The sequence below is a fragment of the Streptomyces olivaceus genome (genome assembly GCF_000721235.1).
Classification (GTDB): domain Bacteria; phylum Actinomycetota; class Actinomycetes; order Streptomycetales; family Streptomycetaceae; genus Streptomyces; species Streptomyces olivaceus.
This window is the reverse complement of sequence record NZ_JOFH01000059.1, coordinates 1-15,972: the sequence shown is the minus strand read 5'-3', so window position 1 is coordinate 15,972 and position 15,972 is coordinate 1. Positions and strand designations below refer to the sequence as shown.

General features: G+C 73.6%; 8 protein-coding genes and 1 pseudogene. 1 reads left to right on the top strand and 8 read right to left on the bottom strand.

The annotated features are described in order from the left end of the window. Positions 1 to 40 precede the first annotated feature (40 nt). Positions 41 to 1,243, bottom strand: a complete 1,203-nt coding sequence (locus tag IG94_RS0136305) for a nucleotide disphospho-sugar-binding domain-containing protein (protein WP_031047738.1) — start codon at positions 1,241 to 1,243, stop codon at positions 41 to 43. A gap of 91 nt (positions 1,244 to 1,334) precedes the next feature. Here IG94_RS0136305 and IG94_RS0136300 point away from each other — a divergent pair, with 91 nt between their 5' ends. Next, positions 1,335 to 1,952, top strand: coding sequence for a TetR/AcrR family transcriptional regulator (locus IG94_RS0136300; RefSeq protein WP_043485617.1), 618 nt, complete (start codon positions 1,335 to 1,337; stop codon positions 1,950 to 1,952). Positions 1,953 to 1,975: 23 nt separating this feature from the next. On the opposite strand, the gene IG94_RS43855 is transcribed toward IG94_RS0136300, so the two are convergent. The 7 genes and pseudogenes from IG94_RS43855 to IG94_RS0136265 form a co-directional block, all read right to left on the bottom strand. Beyond that, a complete protein-coding gene (locus tag IG94_RS43855) occupies positions 1,976 to 3,826 on the bottom strand; it encodes a 2-oxo acid dehydrogenase subunit E2 (RefSeq protein WP_224326604.1) in 1,851 nt (616 codons plus the stop codon). Next, entirely contained in the window at positions 3,823 to 4,050 is a 228-nt protein-coding gene (locus IG94_RS0136290) for a phosphopantetheine-binding protein (RefSeq protein WP_031047730.1), read from the bottom strand. The genes IG94_RS43855 and IG94_RS0136290 overlap by 4 nt, the downstream gene beginning before the upstream one ends. Then, entirely contained in the window at positions 4,047 to 5,912 is a 1,866-nt protein-coding gene (locus tag IG94_RS0136285) for an HAD-IIIC family phosphatase (protein WP_052411037.1), read from the bottom strand. Before IG94_RS0136285 ends, IG94_RS0136290 begins: the two co-directional genes overlap by 4 nt. After that, positions 5,909 to 6,937 (bottom strand): 3-oxoacyl-ACP synthase III family protein, encoded by a 1,029-nt coding sequence (locus IG94_RS0136280; protein WP_031047722.1) that lies wholly within the window; start codon positions 6,935 to 6,937, stop codon positions 5,909 to 5,911. The genes IG94_RS0136285 and IG94_RS0136280 overlap by 4 nt, the downstream gene beginning before the upstream one ends. A gap of 69 nt (positions 6,938 to 7,006) precedes the next feature. Continuing rightward, positions 7,007 to 8,485: an FAD-dependent monooxygenase gene (locus IG94_RS0136275; protein ID WP_031047719.1), complete on the bottom strand. Its 1,479-nt coding sequence runs from the start codon at positions 8,483 to 8,485 to the stop codon at positions 7,007 to 7,009. A 129-nt stretch (positions 8,486 to 8,614) separates the two neighbouring features. Continuing rightward, positions 8,615 to 13,276 (bottom strand): annotated as a pseudogene (locus IG94_RS43850) (type I polyketide synthase); the annotation flags it as partial. 75 nt (positions 13,277 to 13,351) lie between these two features. Then, positions 13,352 to 15,972, bottom strand: a 2,621-nt coding sequence (locus IG94_RS0136265) for a type I polyketide synthase (RefSeq protein ID WP_052411034.1), incomplete at its 5' end; no start/stop codon positions are given.

The window sequence follows — 15,972 nt, the reverse complement described above, 5'->3', positions numbered from 1 at the left end:
GGGATTCCTTCGGCTCGGGCGGTAAGCGGCCAGGGGGGCGTCAGCGCGCGACGAGGTCCGTGAGGATGTGGACGACCTCGGCGGGCGAGGGCATCTCGGCGATCTCGTCACGGATCTCCCACGCCGCCTGCCGGATCGCGTCGTCCGTGCAGGCGGCGGTCACCGCGGAGGCGACGGCGTCGGCGTCCACGGTGGCGGCTTCCAGAACGGTGGCGGAGCCGCCACCGGCGAAGGCGAGCGAGATCATCGGCGTCTCGGCCGTCTCGGGCACGAGCACCTGGGGCACCCCGATGTGGGCGGCCGTCAGGACCGACCCGGCCCCGCCCTGGTTGACGATCGCCGCGCAGTGGGGCAGCAGCAGGTTGATGGGGAGGTTCTCGGCGACCCGCACGTTGTCCGGCAGCTCGCCGAGATGCGCCCGGTCGGCGGGGCTGACGGCGACCACCAGTTCGATGTCGAGCGGGGTGAGCGCGCCGACGACGCGCGGAAGCAGGGCGGGGTCGCCGCCCAGGACGCTGTTGGTCGTGCCCCAGGTGACGCAGACACGGGGTCGTGCGGGGGGCTCCACCACCCACTCCGGGACGGTGCCGGCCCCGTTGTAGGGGATGTAGCGCTCGTGCACGCGGCCGTCGGGGCGGCCGAACTGTTTGAGGCTGGTGGGCCAGGGGTCGACGGTGCGCAGCGGGTAGTCGTTGCGGACCTCGGCGCCGTACCGGTCGAACAGCTCCGTCAGCCCGGTGGGCCACGCGTCGCGTTCGGTGCCGTCGAAGGGCTGCCCCTGCAGCGGGTGGCCGTAGATGATGTCGGGACCCCAGATCTTGCGCACGAGCGGGATGCCCAGCGCCGCCCCCACCAGGGGAGCGGCCATCAGGACCGGGTCGGTGACGATCAGGTCGGGACGCCAGCGCTCGGCGAACGTCATGAGGTCCGGCGCCATCCTGGTGGCCAGCCCGACCACGGGCCCGAACCGCTCGTCCCGCAGACGTCTCCTCTCCTCCTGGGACATCGCCTCCAGCTGCGCGGGGCTGAAACTGTTGCCGTTGCGCAGTTCCACCATGGCGCCCATGAAGTCGAAACCCTCGCCGACCTCCACGGCGGGCAGCCCCATGCCGAGGGTCGTCGGCGTGAGCGACGGCTGCGAGGCCACGCGCACGTCGTGTCCCGCCGTGCGGAACGCCCAGATCAGCGGAGCCTGGTGATACAGATGGGTCCTGGAGGGCAACGGGGTGAACAGGACACGCACGGCATACCTCCGTGGACGGCTGACGCTGGCCCACCCAGTCCACCCCACCCCCCTAAAGAGGGACTGAAAACACGTGTGGGATGCTGTCGCCGTGTCACCAACGGCTCGCGAGAACAAGACCGCCGCCGTACGCCGGGCGGTGAGCGAAGCCGCGCTCAGCCTGGCCGTCGAGTGCGGATGGGAGAACGTCCGCGTCGAGGACATCGCGGCGAGGGCCGGGATGTCCACGCGCTCCTTCAGCAATTACTTCCGCAGCAAGAACGAGGCGATCTACGCGGTCGACCTCGACCGGTCGGCGGCGATCCAGGAGTACCTGCGCGCCCGCCCGGTCGACGAGCCGCTGTGGGACGCGGTCGTGAACGCCACCCTGGGTGCCCTCACGGCCGGGGACACGCGCGACCGGGACCTGGTCAGCAAGGTGCGGCTCGCCGTCGCGGCCTCCCCGCTGGGCGGCGAGTACCTCAAGGTGCACGCGGTGCGGGAGGCGGCGCTGGCGACGGGCATCGCCGAACGTCTCGGCATGGACGCCGACACCGACATCTACCCGCGGCTGATGGCCTCGACCGTGGTCGGCGCGGTGCGCGTGGCGATCGAGTTCTGGATCGGCTCGGGCCAGGACACACCGCTGTCCGACTCGATCCGCGCAGCCCTGCGGAAGGTCGCCGCCGGCCTGCCCGAACCACCGCGACGGACCGGCGGCTCCCTCTAGGGGGACCCCCGGTCCACGGGCGGTCAGCCGGCCGAGGAGGCGCGCAGCCGGGCCAGGCGGTGGAGCAGGCCGAGAACGAGGGACACGGGGGCCTTACCCCCGACGACGCGGACCAGCGACCGGATCAGCCACAGCTGCGTCTCGGCGGCGTGGGACGGGGCGCCGTGCACGTCGTCGTGCGTGAGGACACCGATGTCGCGGACGTGCTCGCGCAGCATCGCCACGTCCGTCCCCGGGATGATCTCGTCGCGCGTGCAGGCGACATAGCGCACCGGGATGTCCAGCGCACGCAGCTCCTCCGGCCGTAGGGCCCACTCCCGCATCCGGTCGAGCACGGTCTCGGGCTTGTCGTCCGCCAGCTGCGCCAGCGAGTCCACGGTGAGCCTCGGCAGGCGGGCCTGCCACTCCCGGTCTGTGAAGAAGTCGTGGACGGGTGCCCCGGCGGTGAGCACCGACCTGATCCTTTCGTCCTCCAGCGCGCAGCGCAGCGCCAGGTGACCGCTGAAGCTCAGCGCCAGCAGATGCGCGTTCGCCGTGTCGGCCCGGTCGCTCACGTGGTCGAGCAGGTGGGACAGCATCCGCCAGCCGTCCCTGTCGTAGGGCAGGGTGTTCTCGCCCACTCCGGGCATCTCCGTGATGATCCCGGCGAGGCCCAGGCGGCGGATGGCGGCCAAGGTCGGCGCCCATGCCTCCTTGACGGTGACGATGCCGCCGCTGACGACCATCACCGGCCTGCGCACGCCGTCCGACAGCCCGGTCGCCCACGCGACGACGCGACCGGCCGGAAGGTCGACCTCCAGCCGTTCGATGTCCTTGTCCGCGCGCCGCCACTCGTCGAACGTCCGGACGGTCTCGTCCTGCGCCATCCGCCGGGCGGGGCCGTCCACGAACGGGAACCGGGCCATGGCGTGGTGGCGGCAGGAGTCCAGCAGCCTGCCCCGGCGTTCCAGTTCCCGCGCGGACCGGGACCATTCGGCCGTCCACGAGCCGTCGCCTTCGGTGTCCGTGCGGATACGGGCCAGGACCTCCTCGTGGCGGGCGATCCCCTGCCCCTTGGTGTGGGCCAGCACGAACTGCTTGAGCTCGCCCACGTCGTTGGTGCCGGCGTCCGCGGGGGCGTCCTCCTGGAAGTCCTCCAGCGCCTGCTTGATGTCCGTGAGCAGATCCGCGGCCTCGGCGCCGTCGATCACCCGGTGGTCGAAGGTGAGGTTCAGCCGCATGACGGGCGCGACCGCCGTCCCGCCGTCGCGCACCACGGGCCGGTCGGCGACCCGGCCGAGGCCGAGCGTCACCGTGGTCCCGCCGGTGGAGTGGAACCCGTCCACCGCGCTGTGCGACAGCGAGGTGACCGCGAACGAGCCGATGGCGGCGGACCGGGTACGCAGCGGACGCATCCGTGACCGGTATGCCGCGCCGCCGACCAGCAGCGGCAGGCGACGGATCAGTCTGGCCCCGGCGAACTCCGGGAGCTGCTCGGCGTCGCCGCGCGTGTAGTGGTCGACCTGCCGCTGGATCCCGTCCAGGGCCGTGACCTGGAGGTCCGGCAGAACGGCCGACAGCACCACGCGCTGCCCGTTCACGGTGTGGTCCATCGTGAACTTGCCGTTCACCGAGGGGAATCGGGCGACCCTCGGGCGCCGACCGCCGCGGATCGCGGCGTTGGCCTCGGGATGGGCCACGAGGGCGCGGCTCGCCGCGTGCAGCACGTAGCTCAGCCACGAGTAGTGGCGGCCCGCCTCGCGGGCCTGCGTCCGGTGGGCGCGGATCCGGGTCATGTCCACCTCGGTGTCGAGGTGGACCGGGGCGAACGACCTGATCTCCCGGAGGAAGTACAGAGTGGGCCGCCGTTCCTTGGCGAGTGGCCTGATCGTCACGACTGCACCGCCAGTTCGTGGATCTCGTGGAGGCTCTCGGCCTCCAGCACGTCCGGCAGCGAGATCGACCGTCCCGTCTGCCGTTCCAGGGCCGTGAGCAGGGCCAGCAGATGCATCGAGTCCCAGCCGGGCACCTGGTCCAGCGGTACGTCCGCGTGCTCGGGGCCGACGGGCAGCCCGATCTCGTGGCGCACCAGGACCAGGAAATCGTCGATGGTCGTCAACGGCTCTCCTCCAGAGACTCGGTGAATCGGATGTGCGGGGGCGGCGCGACGATGCCGGCGGGGTCGGACAGGTCGTGCCGGAAGGTGAGGACGCCGTCCTCCTCGCCGGTGACGGTGAAGCCGTGGTCGGGGTAGAACGCGCGCACCGCCGAGTTCTTCGGGCCGGGCCGGTAGACCGCCTCGACCGCGTGCGCTCCCGCGGCCCTGGCGTCCGACAGCACCGCGCTCAGGCACGCCGTCTCGATGCCGCGGGAGAACACCCGGCAGCTGAGGACGAAGTTGTCGATGTGCACCGTGTCGCCCGCCCGGCGGGTGAACACCACGCCGACCATGCCGTTGTCGCCGAAGCGGTCCCCGGAGTGGATGCCGAGCACGCGTGTCGCCGGCCCGTCCGCGGCCTCGCTCACCTGCGGAGTCTGACACCGCAGCATGCCGGTGTGGAACTGGTTGGTCCGCAGGGTCAGTTGCGCCGCTCGGGAGATGCCGGCCCCGGTCACCGGCGCGAGCCGCACCCGGACGTCCAGTTCGGACAGATAGTCGGCGACCGAGTCGAACGAGCTGAGGAACGTGTGCCGGTCCTTCTCCTCCCGGTACCGGGCGGGGCGGGCGCGGTCCTCGGCGTTCAGCTCGCGGGTGTCGAACCACCCGTCGCGCAGCAGCCGTTCGATGTGCCGGGCGGGTTCCTCGTCCAGCCGGACGACCGCGACCTCGGGCAGCGTGTGCCGGACGAGCCCGCACTCGTAGGCGCTGTCGTCGGCGAAGACGAAGGAGTCCACGCCGATGTTGAGGTCCCGGGCGAGGTCGCGGAGGTTGTCGGGCTTGGCCCGCCAGTTGGCCGTCACCTGCACGAAGTCGTCCGGGCGCAGGGCCATGCCGGGGTGCTCGCGCAGCGCCTCCTGCACCGGTCCGGGATCGTTCTTGCTCGCCACGGCCAGCAGGACGCCCTGGGAACCGAGCTGCCTGACCACGTTCTGGAACGCCGTGAACGCCTCCCCGCGCAGGCCCTCGCCGAGCTCGATGCCCTCCTGCCCGTCGTCGCCGAGCACCCCGCCCCACAGCGTGCCGTCCAGGTCGCAGACCAGCGCCTTCTTGGTGCGCCCCGTCAGATGGCGGGCGAGATGGCCGACCTCGCGGGCGTACCGGGCCAGCAGGGCGGGGGACAGACCGGTCCGGGCGTAGCGCCCGAGCCGGGCGTCCTCGGCGGGCACCCCCTCGGCCAGCAGCGGATCCAGGTCCAGCGCGATCACCGAGGGAATCTCGTCGCCCAGTTCCAGCAGCCGGGCGTTGGCCCTGCGCCAGGCCGCGCCCAGCCGGGCGCGCGACCGGTGGTCGACGAGCTGGGCGGTGAACCGCCGGGGCAGCGGGAGAGTGTTCAGGACCAGCGTGCCGCCGGTCCGCCCGCCGAAGGCGACCGCGAGGTCCCGCACCCTCGCGACCAGGGCGTCGAGGGCCCGTTCGGCGTCCTCGGCCGTCCACGGAACCGGGACCTCGTCGAACACCGTGTCGGGGTCCAGCACGCACAGGACGAGGTCGGGCCGGGCCTCGTACAGCGCGCTCTTCGGGTCGCCGAGGTCGAACACGTAGGCGTCGAAGTCGGACAGCCGCGCCCGTACGAGCATGCCGTGCCGGGCCAGCTCCGCGGTGAGCGGGGCGAGCAGCGGGCCCAGCGTGCGGTGCCCGGTGACCGCGACCGCGACCACCGGCGTCGACGGGTGCGCCCGCAGCACCTCGTCGGGGTCGAGCCGGGAGAGCAGGCGCCCGGCCCGCTCCAGCTCCCCGTCGTCGAGTTCGGCCAGCAGGCCCGGGACCAGCGGATAGCAGGCGGCGAGCCGCCCCGACCCGTGCAGCTCGGACAGCGTCACGCGTCCACCTTCTCCAGCGCGTAGCCCGCCTTGATCCACTTGCTGGACTCGATCGCGACACCCACCGCGCGGTCACCGGCGATCATGCGCGGCAGCAGCCGCTCCAGCTGGAAGAACGGCAGGGCGTTGCCCGTGTTGCCGGTCTCCCGCACGCAGCTGACCTCCTGGGCGTCCGGCACGTCGAGCCGGGCGTGGATCTCGTCGGTCATCCGCCCCGACAGCTGGGGCGGCAGCACGTAGTCGACCTCGCCCCGGTCCCAGTTCAGCGCGTCGAGCATCTCGTCGAGCGTCTGCACGGCCAGCGGCGGCACCGCGTCCTGCACCGCCTTGTAGTCCTCGACCGCGGCGGGCCGGTCCGCATGACGGTCGGCCCCGCCGAACCAGTTCAGGGTCTGCCCCGGCTCCCGCCCGCGCCCCACGCACCGCACCCGCGTCCGCAGCAGCTCGACCCCGTGCGCCCCCCGCTCGACGCCGAGTACGGCCGCACCCGCGCCGTCGCCGAACAGCACGCCGTTGACCTGCTGGTCGGGCGGGAGCGAGCGGACGTCCACCGACAGGTCGAGATGCTTGGCACAGGAGTCGGCGCCGATCACCAGCGCGGTCCGGTGCTCGCCGGAACCCAGCAGCCGCCGAGCCACGTCCAGTGCCTGGACCGCGCCCGTGCACCCCGACTGGAGCTGGTACGTGGCCACGTCGTCGATGCCCAGCCGGTCGGCGACGACGTTCACGGTTGCGGGCATGAGCATGTCGGGCGACGAGGTGCCCATGACGAGGAGGTCCACGTCGGCCGGCGCGGCCCCGGCGGCGGCGAGAGCCCGCTCCCCGGCGGTCGTGGCCAGGTCGGCGAGGGAGAACCGGAGCTTCCCCGAGTCCAGGTCGACCGAGTAGTGCCGGTACGGGTTGTCGATGAACGACTCCACCCACTGCCCCCACACGGAGGGCAGGTCGAACTTCTCGGCGAGGGACGCGATGTCTATGGGCGGGCCGGGCAGCACTGTGCCGGCCGAGTGCAGGTAAACGCTCATTTCCGTCCTCATTTCGGCTGCCACGGCCATGCTGCGCGGCGCGGCTTAAGCGGCCCTAAGGGAACGCCTCTACGCGGGGGTCGGGGTACCGAAGCGGCTCCAGAGCGCCTCGGCGAGGCCGTCGCCGCCCTGCCCGGACCGCGCGGCCCAGACGACACGGCCGTCCGGCCTGAGCAGCACCGCCTCGGCGTCGATGCCGGGAAGCGGCTTCGTGCGGACCGGGGACACCCGGTCGGTCCAGCCGGTGATGTCGAGACGGCCGTCCTCGGGGTCGTCGCTCAGGTCGAGCAGGACGCCGCGGCCCGACGCCCACGCCTCGGCCAGCTCAGGAACGCTCTGGACCGCGGCCGCCACGCCCGGAATCCGGCGGCCCAGCAGCGGATGCGCGTCCTCGGGGAGGTCATCGTCGAAGGAGATCCGGGTGTCGGTGCCCCCGGCCATCCTGACGAAGTACTCGTTGACGTCCGGGAACCGCACGAGTTCGGTCACCACGTCCCGCAGCTCCGTCAACGGATGGAGCAGTGCCACCTGCGCGCGGACCGTCGTGCACGCCCGCCGGGCGACCGGACGGCGCTCGGCCTCGTACGTGTCGAGCAGCCCCTCCGGCGCGTACCCGGCGAGGTCCGGCGCGAGCTTCCAGCCGAGGTTCACCGCGTCGTCCATACCCGTGCTGAGCGCCTGCCCGCCCAGCGGGAAGTGCGTGTGCGCCGCCTCGCCGGCCAGGAAGACCCGGCCCGCGCGGTAGCGCTCGGCGAGCCGGGTCACGTTGAACCACCGCGCCGACCAGGTCGGTTCGTCGCCGGTGAACTCCACGCCGGCGAGCCGGTGCACGGCCGCCCGGATCTCGGCGAGCGCGGGAGCGCCGTCCCGGCTCGGGGGTTCGACGCCGAACTCGCCGGTCAGGACCCGGACCGTGCCGGGCCCGACGGGGCTCACCGCGAAGAGCCCGGCGGGGTACTCCTTCGCGCCCATGTGCTGGTTGAGGACGCTGTCCGGCTCGACCACGAAGTCGGAGACGGTCCCGTGGAAGGGCTCCTCGTTCCCCGTGAAGCCGACGCCGACCGCCTGGCGGACCGCACTGTCCGCCCCGTCGCAGCCGGCCAGGTAGCGGCCGCGCACGGTGCTTTCGCCGTCCGGCCCCTCGACGCGGATGTCCACTCCGTCCGCGTCCTGCGTCACACCGCGCACGCGGTGGCCGAAGCGCAGGTCCACGCCCAGCGACCGGGCGCGTTCGGTGAGGTGGTGGATCAGACGGGAGTGCGCCATCGCGAAGTTGTACGGGTAGCGGCCGGCGAGCTGGCCCGGGTCCAGCCAGATGTGCGCGAAGTGGGCCATCGGGAACTCGAAGCCGTCGGCGCGGCACGCGTCCATCAGCCCGCGCATCTCCAGCAACTCGACGACTCCGCCGTTGAGGGCCACGCCCGGCGCGTGCGGGTTCGGTTCGGGGCGGTCTTCGAGGACGACGGCCTCCGAGCCCGCGAGCCGGAGCTCGCAGGCGAGCATGAGCCCGACGGGGCCGGCGCCGGCGATGACGACGTCATGAGACATATGGGTGTCCTCTTGAGGGTTCGGCGGTCCATGAGGACCGAAGTGGGCGGGAGGGTGGAAGCGGCCGGGAGCGGGTGGACGGGGCCGGGATCGGGTGGAAGGGGCACGTTCGATGGAGTCGGGAGCCGTTCAGGGCTCCTGGCCCATGGACGCGGCGAGTCGGGCGGGGGTCGGGTGGTCGAAGACCTGGCTCGGTGAGACGTCCAGCCCCGCCGCGCGCATCCGGGTGCTCAGTTCGAGCGCGGCGAAGGACGACAGGCCGAGGGCGAACAGGTCGGCGTCCGGGTCGAGGCTGTCGGCCGGTACGACGCCGAGGACGTCGGCGGCCTGGGTGCGCACGGTCCGCAGGAGCAGCGCGGCCCGCTCGTCCGGGTCGGCGTCGGCGAGCCGGTCGAGCAGCGTCCGGTCGGGCCCGTCGGCCGGGGCGTCGGCGGTACCGGCGAACTCGGGCAGTTCCCGCAGGAGACGGAGGGAGCGGAGCCATGGCGCGGCTGCCGGGTCGAGCTCGGCCACCGACACCGACCAGAGGTCGGTCCGGGACGCCAGGGCCAGCGCCTCCACGGCCATGTCCAGGGGCGGCGCCGTCACTGCCGCGGCGGGGGCCGGGACCTCCGCCGGCTCCGGGGTCACCGCTGCCGCCGTCGCCGCCGTGTCCGGTGCCGGTGCCGGTGCCCCGAACTCCAGCCACAGCGCGGGAGCGCCCCGTTCGCGGCGGCGCCGGACCAGTGCCTCCAGACGTGCGTGGGCCGCGACGGTGTCGCCACCGGACCCCGGTTCCGCGAGGACACCCGCGCCGGACGCACACACGACGAAGGCGGACAGGGCGAGGTGCGCGGTGACCTCCTCCACCACGGCGGCCTGCGCGATGCGGCTCCCGGCGGGGTCGGCGGCGTGCACCACCGCCGTGGGCGGCGCTTCACGGACCAGTCGGGCGAGGGCGTCGCGGTCGCCGGGGTCGACCCTGGCCGGTGTCACGTCGACGCCGCGGTCCGCCAGCTCCTTGCACAACGGAGTCAGGCCCGCCGGGTCCTCGTGCGGGGCGATCGGCAGGAGGAGCCGTCCGGCGCCGCGTTCGGCCAGCCAGCGGGCGAGGTGCCCGCCCAGCTCCGTCGTAGCGCCGGTGAGCAGCACCGTCCCCTCCGGCCGCCAGCCGGGCCGGCGGCTCTCGTCCGGCAGGGCGACGCGTGCCAGCCGCGCGGTGAACAGCCCCGCCCCGCGCATCGCGAGGAGGTCGTCGGCCGGCGCCGAACGGAGCAGTTCGAGGAGACGCCGTCGGACCTGCTCGTCCAGCTCGCGGGGGAGATCCAACAGCCTGACCCGGCGGCCCGGGTGGGCGCGGGCCAGTGCCCGCCCCAGGCCCCGGGCCACCGCCTGCTCCGGGTCGGCGGGCGGATCGAGCCGCCCGACCGTCACGGCGCCGCTGGTCAGCACCCAGAGCGGGGCGTCGACACCGGCCCGCTCCAGCGCCCTCGGCAGCGCGGCGGTCGGCGGCAGCAGCGACACGACGCCGGAGACGTCGGCCCCGCCGGGAACCTTCTCGCGCACGAGCGCGGTGAGGTCGTCCTCGTCCACGGCGGTCGCCGGCAGGGCGACGCGGAGGGCGGCGTCGCCCAGCGCGTCGATCACCTGCGCCGCCGGCCCGCCGTCGCCGTCGCTCTCGCCTCCCCTCCGGCTTCCGCTTGCGTCGCGGGTGACCAGCAGGAGGGGCCGGACCGCGCCGGCGACCGCGGGCGCCTCCGCGACGGGCCGCCACACCGTGGTGTGATGCCACCGGGCCCGGCGCCGACGGGCCGCCAGCACCGGCAGCAACGTCGACAGGGCGGCCCGCTGCTCGGCCGACAGGCGGAGCGTTCCGCCGAGCGATTCGACGTCGTGGCTGTCGACCGCCGCCCAGAACGCGGACTCCAACGACGACGACCCCTCACCCGCGTCGTGACCCGCCGATCCGCCGGTGCCGGGGTTGAGCCAGTAGTCGCGGCGCTGGAACGGATAGTTCGGCAGCGCGACGCGCACCGCGCCCGAGCCCTCGAACTGGGCGGACCAGTCGACCCGGTGGCCCGCCGCGTGGAGCTTCGCGACCGCCACCAGCGCGGTCTGCGGTTCCGGACGCCTGGCGTTCATCATCGGCGCCAGCGTCACGGCCCGTACGCCCTCCTCGCCCTCCTCCTCGTTCCCGTCGCGCAGGCACTCCCTCGCCATCGTCGTCAGGGCGGCGTCGGGGCCGACCTCCAGACAGCAGGTCACGCCGGCGGAGCGCAGGGCGCGGACGCCGTCGGCGAACCGCACGGGCCGCCGTACGTGACTCACCCAGTACTCGGGGGAGCGCAACTCGGCCGGGTCGGCGACGGCACCGGTGACGTTGGAGACCAGGGGAACGGCCGGTTCGGCGAAGCGGATCCGCGCGGCGGCCTCTCGGAACTCGTCCAGCACGTCGTCCATGTGCGGCGAGTGGAAGGCGTGGCTGACGGTGAGCCGCCGGACGCGGCGGCCCGCCCCCTGCCAGTGGTCGCCGACCGCCAGTACGGCGTCGGCGTCGCCGGAGATCACCGTGGCACGGGGGCCGTTCACCGCCGCGACCGCGACCTCGCGCTCGTGTCCGGCCAGCGTCGCGCGCACCTCGTCCTCCGACGCCTCCAGCGCGACCATGGCGCCGTCCGGGCGGGCCCGCTGCATCGCCCTCGCCCGTGCGGCGACGAGCGCGGCGCCGTCGGAGAGGCCGAGCATCCCGGCGGCGTGCACGGCGGCCAGTTCACCGACCGAGTGCCCGAGGAGGATGCCGGGGCGCAGCCCCCAGTGGGTGAGCAACCGGAACAGCGCCGTCTCCACGGCGAACACCGCCGGCTGGGCATAACGGGTCTGGTGCAGCAGCTCGGCCTCCGGGTCGCCCTTCGCCGCGAACATCAGCTGCTGGAGCGGACGGTCGAGATGCCGGTCGAACTCCGCGCACACCTCGGCCAGCGCGTCCGCGAACACCGGGTACGCGGCGGCGAGGGCACGGCCCATGCCCGGCCGCTGGCTGCCCTGCCCGGTGAACAGGTACGCCAGCCCGCCCGGCTCGGGGGCGGCCTCGTCCATCACCACGTTGCCGGGCAGCAGATCGCCCTGGGCCAGCGCGTCCAGGCCGCGCGTCAGCTCGGCGCCGTCCGAGCCCACGACGACCGCGCGATGCTCCAGCAGGGCCCGCGAGGCAGCGCTGGAGTACGCGACGTCCAGCGCGGACGAGGCGGGTTCGCCGCGCAGCAGCCCGGCCAGGCCGCGCGCCGAGTCCCGCAACGCGCCCTCGGTGCGGGCCGAGACGAGCAGCGGAACGGGACGGGACGGAGCCGCAGCCGCGAGCGGCACCTCTCCGGGGGCGTCCGTGACGGTCCCTCCGGGCTCCAGGGCCTCTCCGGCCTCTCCGGCCTCTCCGGCTCCTCCGGGTTCCACGGGCTCTGCGGGCGCCTGTTCCAGGACGACGTGGGCGTTGGTCCCGCTGACGCCGAACGAGGAGACGCCCGCGCGTCGGGGCCGGTCGGCTTCGGGCCAGTCGCGGTTCTCGGTGAGGAGTGCGACGTTCCCCGCGCTCCAGTCCACGTGCGGGGACGGCTCGGCCGAGTGCAGCGTCGCCGGCAGCGTTCCGTGGCGGATGGCCTGCACCATCTTGATCACCCCGGCGACCCCGGCGGCCCCCTGCGTGTGACCGATGTTGGACTTGACCGAGCCGATCCACAGCGGCCGGTCCGCGGGCCGGTCCCGGCCGTAGGCGGCGATGAGCGCCTGCGCCTCGATCGGGTCTCCCAGGACGGTGCCGGTGCCGTGTCCCTCCACCGCGTCCACGTCCGACGGCGTGAGCTGGCCCTCCGCGAGCGCCTGCCGGATCACCCGCTGCTGGGACGGGCCGTTCGGCGCGGTCAGCCCGTTGCTGGCGCCGTCCTGGTTGACGGCGGAGCCGCGTACGACGGCCAGCACCGGGTGCCCGTTGCGGCGTGCGTCCGAGAGCCGTTCGAGCAGCAGCAGCCCGGCCCCCTCGCTCCACCCGGTCCCGTCGGCACCGGCGGCGAACGACTTGCAGCGGCCGTCCGGCGCCAGCCCCCGCTGCCTGCTGAAGTCCACGAACACACCGGGCGTGGCCATCACGGTCACCCCGCCCGCCAACGCCAGCTCGCAATCCCCGGCCCGCAGCGCGCGGGCCGCCAGGTGCATGGCCACCAGCGACGACGAGCAAGCCGTGTCGAGGGTGACGGCAGGCCCCTCCAGACCGAAGGTGTACGCGATCCGCCCCGACGCCACACTGGTCGCGCTGCCGGTGCCGAGATACCCCTCGAACCCCTTCGGGGTGTGCTCCATGAGCCGCGCGCCGTAGTCGTCGTACATCACCCCGGCGAACACACCCGTGCGGCTCCCGCGCAGCGAGCCGGGGTCGATGCCCGCGTTCTCGAAGGCCTCCCAGCTGGTTTCGAGCAGCAGCCGGTGCTGCGGGTCCATCGCCATCGCCTCGCGCGGGCTGATCCCGAAGAACGCGGGATCGAACGCGGCGGCGTCGTGGAGGAAGCCGCCCTCGCGGGTGTAACAGGTGCCTTCCCGCTCCGGATCCGGGTCGTACAGCGCCTCCAGGTCCCAGCCCCGGTCGCCCGGGAACGACGAGATCGCGTCCTCGCCCGCCACGACGAGCCGCCACAGGTCCTGAGGCGACCGGACATTCCCCGGGTAACGGCAGCTCATCGCCACGATGGCGATCGGCTCCCGCCGGGCGGCCTCGGCGTCGGCGAGCTGCTGCCGGCTCCTCTGCAGTTCGCCGGTCGTCCAGCGGAGGTACTCGGTGAGCCTCTCCAGCTTGTCCGACTTCTCCAGCTCTTCCACGCGTTCAGTCCCCCTTCGCCCGCCGGGTCATCGTTCGTTCAGCCCGGAGAGCCCGAGCTCCTCGTCGAGCGCGTCGAACAGCTCGTCGTCGCTCACCGACTCCAGGTCGTCGTCGGCGGGCGCCTCGCGCGCCGTCCGGGACTCCGTGACCCGCAGCAGCAGTGCCCGCAGCCGGGCCTCGAACCGGTTGCGCCCCTCGTCGTCCAGGTCGGCCTCGGCCACGGCCGCCTCCAGACGCTCCAGCTCGGACTGCAGCACGCCCGCCCCCGTCCCGGCGGCGTCGCCGAAGTGCTCGTTCAGGTGGTCCGCGATCGCGGTGGCGGAGGGGTGGTCGAAGACCAGCGTCGTCGCGAGCCGCAGGCCGGTCGCGGCCGACAGCCGGTTGCGCAGCATCACGGCGGTGAGCGAGTCGAACCCCAGCTCCTTGAGCGCCTGCCCCGGGGCGACGTCGGCGGCGGACTCGTGCCCCAGAGTGGCCGCGATGTGCCCGCGCACCAGGTCGAGCAGCGCCTGAACGCGGCGTTTGTCGTCCAGGCCGCGCAGCCGCTCGGCGAGCGCCGCGCCCCCCGCGTCGGTCTGCCGCGGACGCCCCGGGGCGAGCCGCTCGAACAGGGCGGGGAGTGTCCCGTCCTGGGCGTCGCCGGTCATCTCGCTGGCTTCGGTCCACAGTCCCCAGGCGAGGCTGACCGCGGGACGTCCCTGGGCCCGGCGGTGGTGGGCGAGCGCGTCGAGCCAGGTGTTGGCGGCGGCGTAGTTGGCCTGCCCGGGCGTACCGAGCGTTCCGGCGGCGGAGGAGAACAGCACGAACGCGGCCAGGTCGGCGTCCGCGGTCAGCTCGTGCAGATGCCATGCGGCGTCGATCTTGGGCCGGAGCGTGGTGCGCAGCCGCTCGGGCGTGAGGTTGGTGACGGTCGCGTCGTCGAGGACACCGGCTGTGTGGACGACGGCCGTGAGCGGATGCCCCTCCGGGATGTCCGCCAGGACGGAGGCCAACGCGTCGCGGTCACCGGCGTCGCAGGCGGCGATCGTGACCTGGGCGCCGAGCCCCGTGAGTTCGTCGCGGATGCGGTCGGCGTCCGGGGCGTCGGGCCCGCGTCGGCTGAGGAGGAGCAGATGCCTGGCGCCGTACCGCGTGACCAGGTGACGGGCGATGTGGGCGGCCAGAGTGCCGGTGCCGCCGGTGATCAGGACGGTTCCGTCGGGTTCGAGACCGGTCCGTCCCGGACCTTCGGTCGTGGACGTGAGGCGCGGGACGAGGCAGCGACCGTCGCGGAGGGCGAGTTGGGCCTCGCCCGTCGCGACCGCCGTACGGACGGCCGCGTCCACGGCATCGAGGGACGCAAGGGTGTCGTCGTGGTCCAGCAGGACCAGGCGGCCGGGATGCTCGTTCTGGGCCGCGCGGACGAGTCCCCAGACGGTTGCGGCGGGCAGGTCCGTGATCGTGTCCTCGGATCCTGCGGCGACCGCACCCCGGCTGAGCACGACCAACCGGGAGTCGGAATCCTGCTCCCGTGCGAGCCACTGCTGGACCGCCCGCAGCGTCCAAAGAGCCGTCGCGTGCGCGGCGTCCGGCCCGGACCCGGGGGCGGCCTCGACCGTGAGGGTCTCCACCCCGGACACCTCCGGCGGGTCGGCGGGAGCGCCGAACTCCGCCCACTCCACGGCGAGCGGCGAGTGCGGCGGCCCGCCCGAAGGGAGCGCCAGATCCGCCTCGGTGAGCGGCCGGGTGGTGAGCGAACCGATCGTCAGGGAGGGCAGGCCCGTCCCGTCCAGGGCGCTGATGGACACACCCCCGCCGTCACGGGTGGGCGACAGGCGGACGGAAGCCCTGGTGGCGCCGGTCGCGTGCAGCCGCACGTCCGTGCACCGCAGCGGGATCACCGCGTCCTGCGACGAGTGTGCCAGCGCACCGTCCAGGGCGGCGGCCAGCAGCGCCGGATGGAAACCGAACCCGTCAGCGCCGACGTCGTCCGGAAGAGCCGTCCGGACGCGGAAGACACCGTCCCCGGGCGCGGAGAACGAGCGGATGCTCCGGAACACGCCGTCATGGTCGTACCCCGCCGCGCCGAGCCGCTCCGTCAGCCGTCCGAGGTCCTCGTCGCTCGCATCCTCCTGTGCCACAGCGGTCTCCCGTTCGACCGCGGTCGCCTCGGGCGGCGCGTTCAGTACGTTCAGTACGCCGAGCGCCCGTCGCGTCCACACACCGGCCGCACGCGTGTGCACGCCGACCGTGTGATCGCCGTCGTCATCCGCGCCCGAGATCTGCACGCGCAGGTCCACGCCGCCTTCTTCGGGCAGCACGACGGGTGCGTCCAGAGTCAGCTCTTCGAGGTGGTCCAGGCCCAGCAACTCGCCCGTCGACAGCACCAGATCGAGTACCGCGGCGAACGGGAGGACGGGCCTGTCCTCCAGGAGATAACCGGCCAGCCACGCATGCGTGTCGGTTCCCACCCGTCCGGTCGCCACCAGCCCCTGCCCCTCAGGCAGTTCGACGAGAGTGGCGAGCAGGGGATGCGACGCCTCGTCGAGCCCCGCCGAGCCCGCGTCCTCGAGGCCCGCTCCGTCGGTCGCGTCGAGCCAGTAGTGGTGGTGTTGGAAGGGGTAGGTGGGGAGGGGGGTGTGGGGTCCGGGTGGGTGGAGGGTGGTGG